General features: G+C 53.2%; 11 protein-coding genes and 3 tRNA genes. 12 read left to right on the forward strand and 2 right to left on the reverse strand.

Annotated features, from left to right (window positions below):
• Positions 1-3 precede the first annotated feature (3 nt).
• The 6 genes from ACT6RZ_RS09020 to ACT6RZ_RS09045 all read left to right on the forward strand — a co-directional run bounded on the left by ACT6RZ_RS09020 (position 4) and on the right by ACT6RZ_RS09045 (position 6,242).
• A complete protein-coding gene (locus tag ACT6RZ_RS09020) occupies positions 4-651 on the forward strand; it encodes a type 4a pilus biogenesis protein PilO (RefSeq protein WP_444701791.1) in 648 nt (215 codons plus the stop codon).
• Positions 651-1,178 (forward strand): pilus assembly protein PilP, encoded by a 528-nt coding sequence (locus tag ACT6RZ_RS09025; protein ID WP_444701792.1) that lies wholly within the window; start codon positions 651-653, stop codon positions 1,176-1,178. Before ACT6RZ_RS09020 ends, ACT6RZ_RS09025 begins: the two co-directional genes overlap by 1 nt.
• The gene (gene pilQ, locus ACT6RZ_RS09030) at positions 1,175-3,409 is read left to right on the forward strand and encodes a type IV pilus secretin PilQ (protein ID WP_444701793.1); all 2,235 of its coding nucleotides are present in this window, start codon (positions 1,175-1,177) and stop codon (positions 3,407-3,409) included. Before ACT6RZ_RS09025 ends, pilQ begins: the two co-directional genes overlap by 4 nt.
• 82 nt (positions 3,410-3,491) lie before the next feature.
• On the forward strand, positions 3,492-4,034 hold the full coding sequence (locus ACT6RZ_RS09035; protein WP_444701794.1) for a shikimate kinase: 543 nt from the start codon (positions 3,492-3,494) through the stop codon (positions 4,032-4,034).
• Positions 4,022-5,101: a 3-dehydroquinate synthase gene (gene aroB, locus ACT6RZ_RS09040; RefSeq protein WP_444701795.1), complete on the forward strand. Its 1,080-nt coding sequence runs from the start codon at positions 4,022-4,024 to the stop codon at positions 5,099-5,101. The genes ACT6RZ_RS09035 and aroB overlap by 13 nt, the downstream gene beginning before the upstream one ends.
• Before the next feature lie 19 nt (positions 5,102-5,120).
• Entirely contained in the window at positions 5,121-6,242 is a 1,122-nt protein-coding gene (locus ACT6RZ_RS09045) for a deoxyguanosinetriphosphate triphosphohydrolase (RefSeq protein WP_444701796.1), read from the forward strand.
• 167 nt (positions 6,243-6,409) lie between these two features.
• Here ACT6RZ_RS09045 and dksA read toward each other — a convergent pair whose 3' ends face one another.
• Positions 6,410-6,832: an RNA polymerase-binding protein DksA gene (dksA, locus tag ACT6RZ_RS09050; RefSeq protein ID WP_379033123.1), complete on the reverse strand. Its 423-nt coding sequence runs from the start codon at positions 6,830-6,832 to the stop codon at positions 6,410-6,412.
• A gap of 140 nt (positions 6,833-6,972) precedes the next feature.
• Positions 6,973-7,830 carry a bifunctional methylenetetrahydrofolate dehydrogenase/methenyltetrahydrofolate cyclohydrolase FolD gene (folD, locus tag ACT6RZ_RS09055; RefSeq protein ID WP_444701797.1) on the reverse strand — a complete coding sequence of 286 codons (858 nt, stop codon included), beginning with the start codon at positions 7,828-7,830 and terminating at the stop codon, positions 6,973-6,975.
• An 82-nt stretch (positions 7,831-7,912) separates the two neighbouring features.
• On the opposite strand from folD, the gene ACT6RZ_RS09060 reads away from it, so the two are divergent.
• The 6 genes from ACT6RZ_RS09060 (at position 7,913) to ACT6RZ_RS09085 (ending at position 12,091) form a co-directional block, all read left to right on the forward strand.
• Positions 7,913-7,989: transfer RNA gene (locus ACT6RZ_RS09060), tRNA-Pro, on the forward strand.
• Between the two features lie 37 nt (positions 7,990-8,026).
• Positions 8,027-8,103, forward strand: a tRNA-Arg gene (locus ACT6RZ_RS09065).
• A 17-nt stretch (positions 8,104-8,120) separates the two neighbouring features.
• Positions 8,121-8,196: transfer RNA gene (locus tag ACT6RZ_RS09070), tRNA-His, on the forward strand.
• Between the two features lie 144 nt (positions 8,197-8,340).
• Complete coding sequence (locus ACT6RZ_RS09075) at positions 8,341-9,354, forward strand: GGDEF domain-containing protein (RefSeq protein ID WP_444701798.1); 1,014 nt, start codon at positions 8,341-8,343, stop codon at positions 9,352-9,354.
• Between the two features lie 125 nt (positions 9,355-9,479).
• Positions 9,480-11,408 (forward strand): type II secretion system protein GspD, encoded by a 1,929-nt coding sequence (locus ACT6RZ_RS09080; protein ID WP_444701799.1) that lies wholly within the window; start codon positions 9,480-9,482, stop codon positions 11,406-11,408.
• 80 nt (positions 11,409-11,488) lie between these two features.
• Positions 11,489-12,091, forward strand: a complete 603-nt coding sequence (locus tag ACT6RZ_RS09085) for a hypothetical protein (RefSeq protein ID WP_444701800.1) — start codon at positions 11,489-11,491, stop codon at positions 12,089-12,091.

A 12,091-nucleotide genomic window follows, 5' to 3' on the forward strand; every position in this document is an offset into this window, starting at 1 on the left:
ATCATGCAACTTTCGGATTTTAACAATATTGATTTAAAAAACGCCGGCAATCTGCCAGTGCCCATGAAAGTGGTGTTGCTGAGCATATTGGCAGCCGTGGTGCTGGTGCTGGGCTATGTGTTCCTGCTCAACCCTGACCTCAAGGAATTGCACACCGAAAAACAAAAAGAGCAGGGCCTGCGCGATGAATACCTCGTCAAAAAGATGCAGGCGCTGCGCGTGCCAGCCTATGAGCAGCAAGTGCTGGAGATCCAGCGCACCTTTGGCGTGTTGCTCAAGCAATTGCCGGATAAATCAGAGATGGATGGCCTGCTGACAGACATCAACCAGGCCGGTTTGAGCCAGGGTTTATCGTTTGAGGCCTTTGTGCCGCAGCCGGAAGTATTTGCCGAGTTTTATGCAGAAAAGCCTATCAGCATCAAGGTGCTGGGGCGTTATCACGAACTGGGTGCTTTTGTCACCGAAGTGGCCAAACTGTCGCGCATCGTCACTTTGCACAATCTGCAAGTGCAGCCTATGGCCAAAGATGAGAAGCAGCCACATAAAGACATTCTGGTCATGGAAGCGGTGGCCAAAACTTACCGCTATCTGGATGCGGAAGAAGTTGCAGCACGCAAGGCACAAGAAGACGCCAAGACAGGTAAAAAATGATGCGTATACCCACCCTGACTATGATCAGCCTGAGCCTGTTGCTGGCAGCATGCGGCGCCGCTAAAGAGGATGATCTGACCCAATTTATGAATGAAGCCAACCAGGCGCCGGTGGCCCCGATAGAGCCATTGCCGCAGGTGCAGGGTTTTTCACCCAAGCAATATAACGCCGATGCTGTGTTGCATGACCCGTTTGTGCCACGCAAGGCGGCGGTGCAGCACACGTTTCAGCCTGACCTCAAGCGCCACAAAGAACCGCTGGAAGCTTATCCGCTGGAAAGCCTGAAGTTTGTCGGGGTGATGAGTAAAAAGAGCAAGACCTTTGCCACCATACAAACGCCGGACAACATGGTTTACCAGGTCAAGCCAGGCAATTACATGGGCGAGAAGCTGGGGCTGATCACCGCGCTGGCAGAAAACCAGCAGACATTGAAGTATGAATTAAAAGTTAAAGAGACCATTCAGGACACGGTTACTGGTGAATGGACCGAGCAAATGACGACATTGGAATTGCAGGAACATCAATGATGAAAACACTTATATCTTTTGCTACACAGCTAGCATTACTTTTCGTTGGGATGACAACGCAAGCGGTGATGGCCGCCGACATGCCGGCTGGCAATAACCAGCTGCAGGCGGTTGAGGTGACCACGCTGCCAGGTGGACGGCTGAACGTGCAGCTGCAGATGGCACAGCCTTTGTCGGCAGCACCGGCCAGCTTTACTTTGACCAATCCGCCCAGAGTGGTGTTTGATATCCCGCGCACCAGTAATGCGACCGGCAAGAATGTGGTGACTATCAATCAGGGTGCGTTGAAATCGGTACAGGTCGCGCAGGCGAATGACCGTAGCCGCATCGTGCTCAATCTCTCCAAGCCGGTACAGCATCAGTTGCAATTGCAGCAAAATACCCTGTTGATCGCGCTGGCGCAGGATAGCAGCGAGCTGGCACCTGCCACGGCGGCGGTTAAACGCTACACCGAACCAGCTGCGGTGGCGAATCACCGCATCCAGAATATTGATTTTGTGCGTGGCAAGAATGGTGAGGGCCGCATCCTGGTCGACCTGTCTGACAGCCATGTGGGCGTGAATGTGCGCAATGCCGGTAAGACCGTCGTCATCGATTTCAGCAACACCGAGTTGCCTGAGTCGCTGCAGCGCCGCCTGAATGTGATCAATTTCAACACGCCAGTGCTGTATGTCGACGCCTTGCGCCAGAACAACCAGGCGCAGATCGTGATCGAGCCGCAGGGTGACTGGGAGCAATCCGCTTATCAGTCTGAACGCAAACTGGTGGTGGATATACGGCCAGTGGTCAGAGATCAGAATAAGTTGATCCAGGGCTCCAAGCAGGGCTATGCGGGTGAAAAACTATCACTTAACTTTCAGCGCGTGGATGTCAGGGATGTATTGAAAGTGATCGCTGACTTCACGGGTAAAAACATCGTAGTCAGTGACTCTGTCTCTGGCAGCGTCACCATAGGCTTGAAAGATGTGCCATGGGACCAGGCGCTGGATGTGATCATGCAAAGTAAAGGCCTGGGTATGCGTGTGAATGGCAGTGTCATCTCCATCGCCCCGGCCGAAGAGTTCGCAGCCAAGGAAAAAGCGCAGTTAACAGCAAACGCAGAGCGTGAAACGCTGGAAACATTGCGCACTGAAGTATTCTCGCTGAAATATCAGAAAGCTGCCGATTTCAGGAATATGTTATTGGGTGGCGGGCCTAGCATGACGGGCGGCGGCGCTTCAGCCGGTGCTGCGGTGGGCGGTACCAGCGGTTCTGCCGCAGGGCGTATGAACCGCATCCTGTCACAACGCGGTAGCGTCACGTTCGATGTGCGTACCAATACCATCTTTGTGCAGGATACGCCGAGGAAGCTGGATGAGATCCAGGCCATCATCAATAAGGTCGATGTGCCGGTAAAACAGGTCATGATAGAGTCACGCATGGTGATCGCTTCGAATACTTTTTCCAAAGCATTGGGCGCACGTTTTGGCATCACGCAAACCGGCACGCCAGGCAGCAACACCAATATGACAGTGAGCGGCTCTTTAGGTAACAGGTTCACTGAGGTGTCGGCCACCGGCGTAGCTACCCAGGGCACGCATAGCGGCAGTATTCAAACCGCCAGCAGCAATGGCAGCACCTTGACCAGTTCTGACGGCTTGCCGGACCTGATGTCCAACCTGCCAGTCACCAATGCCTATGGCGGCATCGCCCTGAGCCTGCTTAAATTGTCAGCCAATCTGTTGTTGAATCTTGAATTGTCAGCCCTGGAAGCAGACTCCCGCGGTAAAGTGATCTCCAGTCCGCGCGTGACCACTGCCAACCAGCAAAAAGCACGTATCGCGCAAGGTGTGGAGATCCCTTACCAGACGGCTACCAGTAGCGGTGCCACTGCGGTCAGCTTTAAAAAGGCTGAGCTAAGCCTGGAAGTGACACCGCAGATCACGCCGGACCAGAAGATCATCATGGATCTGGATGTGCGTAAAGACAGCCGTGGCGAGAACTTGCCTGGTGGGGTGGCGATCAATACGCAAAACGTGCAGACACAAGTGCTGGTAGGCAATGGCGAAACCGTTGTTCTTGGCGGTATCTACGAGCAGGTATCACGCAAAAGTACCGACAAAGTGCCGTTCTTTGGTGATCTGCCGGTGGTCGGTTATGCGTTTAAACGCAACACCAAGCAAGAAGACAAGACTGAATTGCTGATCTTTATCACGCCTAAAGTGATGGATGAAACGCTGGCTTTAAACTAAATTGCCGCTTGCAAGCCCGGCTGTTACTGACAGCGGGCGTGCTTTGCCTTAAAATGCCCAACTGGATCGGTTGGGCTTTTTTATGAGCGGGCGTATACCAAATAATATTTTTTTAATCGGTTTGATGGGTGCGGGGAAAACCACAGTTGGCAAATTGATCGCCAAAAACCTGGGGAAGACCTTCTATGACACCGATCATGTGATCGAGCAGCGCACCGGCGTTAAAATCCCTACCATCTTTGAACTGGAAGGTGAGGAGGGGTTCCGCAAGCGCGAGACCGCCACGCTGGAAGAGCTGGGGCAGCAGGAAAATATCGTGCTGGCCACCGGCGGCGGTGCCATCATCGCGCCTGAAAACCGGGCGATACTCAAACAGTATGGCTATGTGATTTATCTGCGTGCCAATGTCAACGAGCTGTACCTGCGTACGCGCAATGATAAGAATCGCCCCTTGCTACAGAATGTAGACGTCAAGGCCAAGCTGGAGCAGCTGTTTCATGCCCGCAACCCCCTGTATACAGCAACTGCCGATCTGATCGTGGATACCGGCCATCAGCCGGTGGCTGTCATTATCCAAAAAATTGAAAGCGTATTGCACGCGCTGGAGCCCTCATGCAAACCTTAACTGTTAGCCTGGCTGACCGTAGCTACCCTATACATATCGGCAATGGCCTGCTGAGCCAGGCCGAACTGATACTGCCGCACCTCAAGCGCAAACAGGTCGCCATCGTCAGCAATACCACCGTCGCGCCTTTATATATGCAATCGCTGGCTCAGCCTTTGCGTGACGCCGGTATCAGTGTCATTGAGATCATCCTGCCGGATGGCGAGGCTTACAAAAACAGCGAAACGCTGCAAACCATTTATGATCATTTGCTGGAAAACCGCTGTGAACGTAACACTACCCTGATCGCATTGGGTGGCGGCGTGATCGGTGACCTGACCGGATATGCGGCGGCCACCTATTTGCGCGGTGTGCCGTTTATCCAGGTGCCGACCACTTTACTGTCGCAGGTAGATTCCAGCGTCGGCGGCAAGACCGGCATCAACCACCCGCTGGGCAAGAACATGATAGGCGCGTTTTACCAGCCCAAGCTGGTGCTGGCCGATATCGACACCCTGAAGACCCTGCCACAGCGTGAATTATCCGCAGGCGTGGCCGAAGTGATCAAATATGGCCTGATACGCGATGCCGATTTTTTTGACTGGCTCGAAACCAATATGTCTGCGCTGATGGCCCTGGATACTGCCGTGACCAGCTATGCCATATACCGTTCTTGCCAGAACAAGGCCGAAGTGGTGGCCGTGGACGAACACGAGCAGGGCGAGCGCGCGTTGCTCAACCTGGGCCATACCTTTGGTCATGCCATCGAAAACGCCATGGGTTATGGCGTGTGGCTGCATGGCGAAGCCGTGGCGACCGGCACCATCATGGCGGCTGACCTGTCACAGCGCATGGGCTGGCTGAATGCTGCCGAAGTGCAACGCATCAAGAGCATCATGCAGGCGGCCAAATTGCCGATAGAAGCACCAGACTTTGGCGCTGAAGAATATCTGCGACTCATGCAACTGGATAAAAAAGTATCTGATGGCCGCATACGCCTGATCTTGCAACAGGCGATAGGCAAGGCGGTGATCACCGCTGATTATGATGCCGATAAACTACAGCAGACCCTGACGCTGGCGGCTTAACAGAAAATAGAGAACAGTCATGACCTTAGCCAGCTTTGCCGCTCATCCCGAACAAACGCGTGGCCGCAAGGTCGTTGAGCAGGAGTCGCCCACGCGCAATGTGTTTCAGCGCGACCGCGACCGCATTATCCACTCTACCGCTTTCCGTCGCCTGGAATATAAGACCCAGGTGTTCGTCAACCATGAAGGCGACTTGTTCCGCACCCGTTTGACGCACAGTATCGAAGTCGCACAGTTGACGCGCGGCATCGCGCGCACGCTAGGCCTGCATGAAGACCTGGCCGAAGCGATCGCGCTGGCGCACGATCTGGGCCACACACCATTCGGCCATGCCGGGCAGGACGCGCTCAACCATTGCATGCGCGATTTTGGCGGGTTTGAACATAATCTGCAGTCTTTGCGGGTGGTCGATCTGCTGGAAAACCGTTATGCCAGCTTTGACGGATTGAACCTGAGCTTTGAAGTGCGTGAAGGCATACTCAAACATTGTTCGCGCAAGAATGCCGAGCAGCTGGGTGATGTAGGCGAGCGTTTTCTAAACAAGCAGTCACCCAGCCTGGAAGCGCAGGTCACCAATTTTGCCGATGAGATCGCCTATAACAACCACGATGTGGATGATGGCTTGCGCTCCGGCCTGATCACCATACAGCAGTTATCAGGCATACAGCTGTTTGCCGAGAACATGGCCGAAGTGAAACGCCTGTATGGCGAGATCGAAGAGAAGCGCCTGATCCATGAGACCGTACGCCGCATGATCAATGTGCTGGTGGTGGATTTGTGTGAGCAGAGCCAGCAGGCCATCGCCGCGCTCAATCCGGCGGATATCGCAGATGTACGCAATGCAACGTATCTGGTCGGCTTCAGCCAGCAAATTGCCGATAAAAACCATGAACTTAAGCAGTTCTTGCGCAAGCATCTGTATCAGCATTACAAAGTCAACCGCATGAGCGCTAAAGCCAGCCGCATCATTGAAGAGTTATTCACTGCCTTTATGCAGTCACCCAAATTAATGCCGGATGAGCACCAGCTGGCTGCCAAGCAGGACCAGGCACGCGCAGTCGCGGACTATATTGCCGGCATGACAGACCGCTACGCGATCCGCGAGCACAAGCGGCTTTTTTCTGTGGAAGAAAACTGGTAAAGCGCAAACTGGTGAGGCGCAAGGGGTGCGGCAATGGCTGTGAATAAGGGCTGAGGCACCCAGGCTGAGCGAGATCGCCAGCTTGATGGCAGCGCGGGTGGAGCGTAAAACAGGGATAAAAAAAGCGAGTGGCCGTTGTGCGCACTCGCTTTTTTTCTGGCAGTCAGCTATTTAGCGACTTGCCTTTCACGCATCTCATCCAGCGTTTTGCAGTCAATGCAAAGTGTGGCTGTTGGGCGTGCTTCCAGGCGTTTCAGACCGATCTCAATGCCGCAGCCTTCGCAGTAGCCATAATCGCCGGCATCAATGTTACGCAATGTTTCGTCGATCTTCTTGATCAGCTTGCGTTCACGGTCACGGTTGCGTAATTCCAGAGCCATGTCTGATTCCTGGCTGGCGCGGTCGTTGGGGTCCGCAAAGCTGGTCACTTCGTCCTGCATGGTGTGCACCGTACGGTCAATATCGTGACTGAGTTCAGCTTTCCAGTTATTGAGGATTTTTTTGAAATGATCCTGCTGTTTTTTGTTCATGTACTCCTCACCGGCTGCTGGCTGGTAAGGGACAAAAGATTTGTTAACGGTGTCTGCCATGATGGTTCCAAAGGACGAAACTACTTGATATTACTGCCTTTACGGCGCTTTTTACTGCATTACGTTAATCAATAATCGCGCGAGTTTACACCGATTTTATGGGCTTGCAAAGCTTCTTTGTCAGCCGGCGGCATTGCCGGTTAAGCCTGCTCCCTGAGTTCCAGCGCCTTCAGCGTATTTTCCATCAGGGTCGCCACTGTCATCGGCCCCACCCCACCGGGTACCGGGGTGATATAAGCCGCGCGTGACTTTGCCAGCTCGAATTCAACATCACCGGCCAGTTTGCCATCGGGCAGACGGTTAATGCCGATATCCACCACAATGGCGCCGGACTTGATCCATTCCCCTTTGATCAAACCAGGTTTGCCTGCTGCAGCCACCACCAGGTCGGCGCGTTGCACATGGGCTGCCAGGTCGCTGGTGTGACGGTGGCAACTGGTCACCGTGCAACCCGCCAGCAATAACTCCAGTCCCATAGGGCGGCCCACATGGTTGGAGACCCCGACCACTACCGCGTCCAGCCCCTTCAGGTTGATGCCGCTGGCTTGCAGCATTTTTATCACCCCGTAAGGCGTGCAGGAGCGTAACTGCGGCTGGCGTACGGCCAGTAACCCGATATTGTAGGGGTGAAAGCCATCTACATCTTTGGCCGGGTCTATCAGGGCCAGAATGGCAGTCTCATCAATATGATGTGGCAGCGGCGATTGCACCAGGATGCCATCGGTGCCCGGGTCCAGATTCAAGGTCTGGATCAGGCTGAACAAGTCATCCTGTGAGATGGTGGCAGGTAAGCGATGGGCTTGCGAAACGATGCCCACTTTCTCGCAGGCCAGCTGTTTGTTGCGTACATAAATGGCAGAAGCCGGATCATCTCCGACCAGTACCACCGCCAAACACGGAGCACGTTTGCCAGCCTTCAGGCGTTGATCAATGTTATTTTTAATATCGTCTAACAGTTGATTGGCAATTTGCTTGCCATCAATAATGTGTGCGCTCATGAGCAAAAAATCATCGTTAAAAATAGAATTTTATCACATCAGGATTGACACGATTTCGGAAAATCGGTTATATTCCTGCTTTCGGCGTGTAGCGTAGTCTGGTAGCGCGCCTGCTTTGGGAGCAGGATGTCGGGAGTTCGAATCTCTCCACGCCGACCAGTTTCTCTGGTTTGCCCAATCGTCATGTAACACCTATCTGCTCGTAGCTCAACTGGATAGAGCACCAACCTTCTAAGTTGGGGGTTACAGGTTCGATTCCTGTCGGGCAGGCCAATGTAATAGTCTCTATGGTGGCTGTAGCTCAGTTGGTAGAGTCCAGGATTGTGATTCCTGTTGTCGTGGGTTCGAGCCCCATCAGCCACCCCATTATCTTCCTGTCGTTGTCCTCCTGTTTAAATCAGATCCAACACTAGCTTAAATCCAAAGATTAGTCGTTAATACTGGCTCTGATCACAAATAAGTCATCAGCTTGCCTCTGCTAAAGTGTTCAAAAATCCTTATGTCGAACACATGACTACTCAATTGAATCTGAGCGAATTTATGCAGACGCTGACTGACCTTACCAAGGTCAGGGAGAGTCTTGCGCTGGATCCAGCCTTGCTTTCGCTCATGCAGCACTGGTTAAGTATTTTCGCGGCGCAACCGCAGCCTATCAGGATGCAGGTGTTATCGAGGCGGCAGCTGGTTTCGGTCATCTCTACACTGGGCAGCGGTGAGGTCACTCACGCGGCGTTTGACGGCTGGGTGCCGGAAAATTATGCCTTGTTGCTGAACTATATGGACAAAGGCTCGCATCAATATGAGTGCCTGGAAACAAGTAGCGGCAAACTGCATATATTTCCCCTGCAACAGAGTATTGCGCACAAACATGCCATTTTGCTCATTCAGCATGAAACGCTGGATGAGGAAGCGATCAGCCTGATCAAGCAGTGTCTGGAAATGTTTCATCACTACGCCAGCCTGATCATTGAGAACGAGCGTGATGCATTGACCGGGCTGCTTAATCGCAAAACCTTCGATCATTGTGTGAGCAAGATACTGCTGAATGATTACACGCCAGAATTCAAATTCCCTCTGCATCATTTCCTGGCGATCTTTGATATCGATTTTTTCAAGAAGATCAACGACACCTACGGCCACCTGATCGGTGACGAAGTCCTGATCCTGCTTTCGCGACTGATGCAGGAGACTTTTCGGGAAGGCGATCTGCTGTTCCGCTTTGGCGGGGAGGAGTTTGTCGGTGTCTTTTCTTGTGCCGATGAAAACGATATTACGGTTTTGCTGGAAAGATTTAAAGCCACTTTAAATGCGCATGTCTTTCCGCAGGTCGGGCATGTTTCCATGAGTGTGGGCTGTTCGCGTATGGCGCTGAATGTGTTGCCAAACACCGTGCTGGAGCGCGCAGACGAGGCTTTATACTATGCCAAAGATCATGGCCGCAACCAGATCTGTTTCTATGAAGAGCTGGTAGAAAATGGCCTGCTCAGTGACAGTACCATTCAAGGTGAAGTCGAACTGTTCTAAGCTAATACCCGGCTTCCCTCCATAAAAAACTGGCGGTACCCATCTGCCATTGGTCTGATGATTTGACATTTGTTATTAACTGTAATTAATATATGTTAATAATAATCAAGTGATCGGGGGCGTGGATGCGTTTTTCGGCCATACTGCTTGTATGTTTATGGCTGACAGCATGCGCCACCCATGCCGTTAATGACACTCATCGTCATCCGACTTTACACCTGCCTGAACACACACCTGATGCCGCGTTAGCAACACCGCTAGCCCCTTATCCTGAAGTTGAGACCTATGAAGTAGCGTCCGCGCAGGTGCCCAGACCGCCTTTAAAATCGGCGACACCGACCATATTAGTGAATCTTGTCGTCCACGAGGCGCCGGTGCAGGAAGTGTTGCAGGCGCTTGCCAGAGAAAGCCAGCTCAACATGGATATCCATCCTGGCCTAAGAGGTAAAGTCTCCTTACATGCAGTGCAGCAGTCTATCCCGGCGATCTTGTCGCGCATTGCCAGGCAGGTGGATATGTATTACGAGTGGGGCAACGGTACCTGGTCGATCGCGCCTGACATGCCGGTGTTGCGCAGTTATCGCTTGAATTATGTGAATATGACGCGCGATACCAGCGGTTTTATCGGTGTCGCCAGCGAAATCAACAGTACCGGCAGGCCTGCGACCAGCGCTGGCCAAAATAATAATAGTGTCATGGTACAAGCGCAGCCAACCGCAGGTGGCAATAGCAACAGCTCACGCACGGCAGTCGCCACACAATCCCGTTACCATTTATGGGAAAGCGTGGTGCAAAATATCCAGGCCTTGCTGGAGGAGACGGATAAAGCCAGCATCGCCAGGGACGAGGTGGTGGAAAGTGCCGTATCCAACCCAGGCCTGGCGCTGCCTGCCACTGAAGCAACGGATGGCATGGAGGCGTCACGCACTACCGCCGAAAAGAACATAGTGCCAGCGCAGACATCTGTGCAGTCGGAGAAGGCGCAGCAAGCCCATATACGCTGGCGTGCTTCACGGCTGATCGCTAATCCCGAGACCGGCATATTGACGGTACGCGCTTCGCATAGCCAGCAGGCGCAAGTGAAATCCTATCTGGAATCCGTCATGCAGGTGGCGGCCAGGCAGGTACTGATTGAGGCGACCATAGTCGAAGTCGAGTTAAGCAAAAGCTTTCAGATGGGCATAGACTGGAGCCGCTTGTCTTCATCAGCCAGGCAAAGCGGATGGCAGGCGTCGCAATCGCTAGGCAGCGAGGCCGCCCACTTCAATAGCGATACTCGTAGCTGGGAAGCCAACAACAGTAAAAATGCACTCGGCCAGAACAATGGCAACGTGGCGTTTATGTTTGGCTACCTGAACCCCTCCAGCCGCTTTGGCAATCTGAGCGCCAGCGTCACCTTGCTAGAACAGTTTGGCAAGACGCGGGTGCTTTCCAGCCCTAAATTAATGGTGTTGAACAACCAGACCGCCATATTAAAAGTGGTGGATAACCTGGTGTATTTCACGATTCAATCGCAGATCTCGCAAAGCAGCAGTAATAACGCGGCCAACCTGCAGTCGGTGACCACCATGGCAAATACAGTCCCGGTGGGATTGGTGATGGCCGTGACGGCCCAGATCAACAGCCAGAAGCGCGTCAATCTGAATGTCAGGCCCACCGTCTCCAAAGTGTTGCGTTACATTGAGGACCCCAACCCGCAATTAGGCAGTGGCAGTACGCGCATCGTGAGTAGCATTCCCGAGATACAGGTGCGGGAAATGGAATCGGTACTCAATATCGCCAGTGGCAATGTGGCGGTACTTGGCGGCCTGATGCAGGAAGATCAGCGTGATTTCAAGGACAGGGTGCCGGGATTGGCGAGTATCCCTATCATCGGTTACGTGTTTCAAGGCATCAATCAGGCAGCGAGGAAAACCGAGCTTGTGGTGTTCCTGCGGCCAACCGTGATCGGCCTGGCAGATGTGAAGACCGGGGACTTGCAGCCATTCGAACCATTGTTGCCGGAATCCTTGCCTGCCGATGAGTTTGATTTAAGGGTAGAGGAATCGTTGTGAATCCCTACGCCACGATCAGGCAGCAGCTGCTACGCAGCAAGCGATATCAGACGTACCGACGTATTTATCGTGGGTCGCTCATGAATACAGCATTTACCAGCAGTGACAGATGCTTGCTGGCAGTGCTTTGGGTCGGGATCCTGCTGATTGGGTTGCCAATAGTGCAGCATGTTTTTCTGGCTGCCGAGACACAGGTGCCGGATCAGCCGCCGCCACTGATGACAGGCGATATACCTGCCATGCCCTTGTTGTCAGAAATGAATATGCAAGCAAAAAGCGCTGACTCATTGTTTAAGCCAGCCAAGCAGCCATTGCCTGAAGCCCCCGCACCACACGCGCAGGCTGACAAGTCCGATCGCACAGCGAACGTGGTACCTCATCTACCGCCCTGGCAATTGCAGATCCTGCGTCCGCCGGTAGCAGAAGCGCTGGTGCTGACTGAAATCGCCGACGGATACAGGCATTTGCGATCCGGGCATCTGCCTTTAGCCAGGCAAGCCTTTCAGATCGTCTTGACCCACGATACCCATAGTGTAGAGGCAATGGAAGGCATGCTGTTGCTAGCCCGGCGATCGGGAGATGGTCAAAGCGAGGCGGACTACCTGGAGAGGTTGAGACTGGAGATCCCCTTTTATGAGCATGACCCTGTGAGCCATGCTTACTCCGACCAGGGTCAGGGCTAG

The organism is Methylophilus sp. (assembly GCF_052437885.1).
Classification (GTDB): domain Bacteria; phylum Pseudomonadota; class Gammaproteobacteria; order Burkholderiales; family Methylophilaceae; genus Methylophilus.

What these genes read in the sequence shown, in the direction of transcription:
- ACT6RZ_RS09035 (WP_444701794.1), top strand. Translation starts at nt 3,492, where the DNA reads ATGAGCGGGCGTATACCAAATAATATTTTTTTAATCGGTTTGATGGGT.
- ACT6RZ_RS09045 (WP_444701796.1), top strand. Translation starts at nt 5,121, where the DNA reads ATGACCTTAGCCAGCTTTGCCGCTCATCCCGAACAAACGCGTGGCCGC.
- ACT6RZ_RS09020 (WP_444701791.1), top strand. Translation starts at nt 4, where the DNA reads ATGCAACTTTCGGATTTTAACAATATTGATTTAAAAAACGCCGGCAAT.
- aroB (WP_444701795.1), top strand. Translation starts at nt 4,022, where the DNA reads ATGCAAACCTTAACTGTTAGCCTGGCTGACCGTAGCTACCCTATACAT.
- folD (WP_444701797.1), bottom strand. Translation starts at nt 7,830, where the DNA reads ATGAGCGCACACATTATTGATGGCAAGCAAATTGCCAATCAACTGTTA.
- ACT6RZ_RS09075 (WP_444701798.1), top strand. Translation starts at nt 8,341, where the DNA reads ATGACTACTCAATTGAATCTGAGCGAATTTATGCAGACGCTGACTGAC.
- ACT6RZ_RS09080 (WP_444701799.1), top strand. Translation starts at nt 9,480, where the DNA reads ATGCGTTTTTCGGCCATACTGCTTGTATGTTTATGGCTGACAGCATGC.
- dksA (WP_379033123.1), bottom strand. Translation starts at nt 6,832, where the DNA reads ATGGCAGACACCGTTAACAAATCTTTTGTCCCTTACCAGCCAGCAGCC.
- pilQ (WP_444701793.1), top strand. Translation starts at nt 1,175, where the DNA reads ATGATGAAAACACTTATATCTTTTGCTACACAGCTAGCATTACTTTTC.
- ACT6RZ_RS09025 (WP_444701792.1), top strand. Translation starts at nt 651, where the DNA reads ATGCGTATACCCACCCTGACTATGATCAGCCTGAGCCTGTTGCTGGCA.
- ACT6RZ_RS09085 (WP_444701800.1), top strand. Translation starts at nt 11,489, where the DNA reads ATGAATACAGCATTTACCAGCAGTGACAGATGCTTGCTGGCAGTGCTT.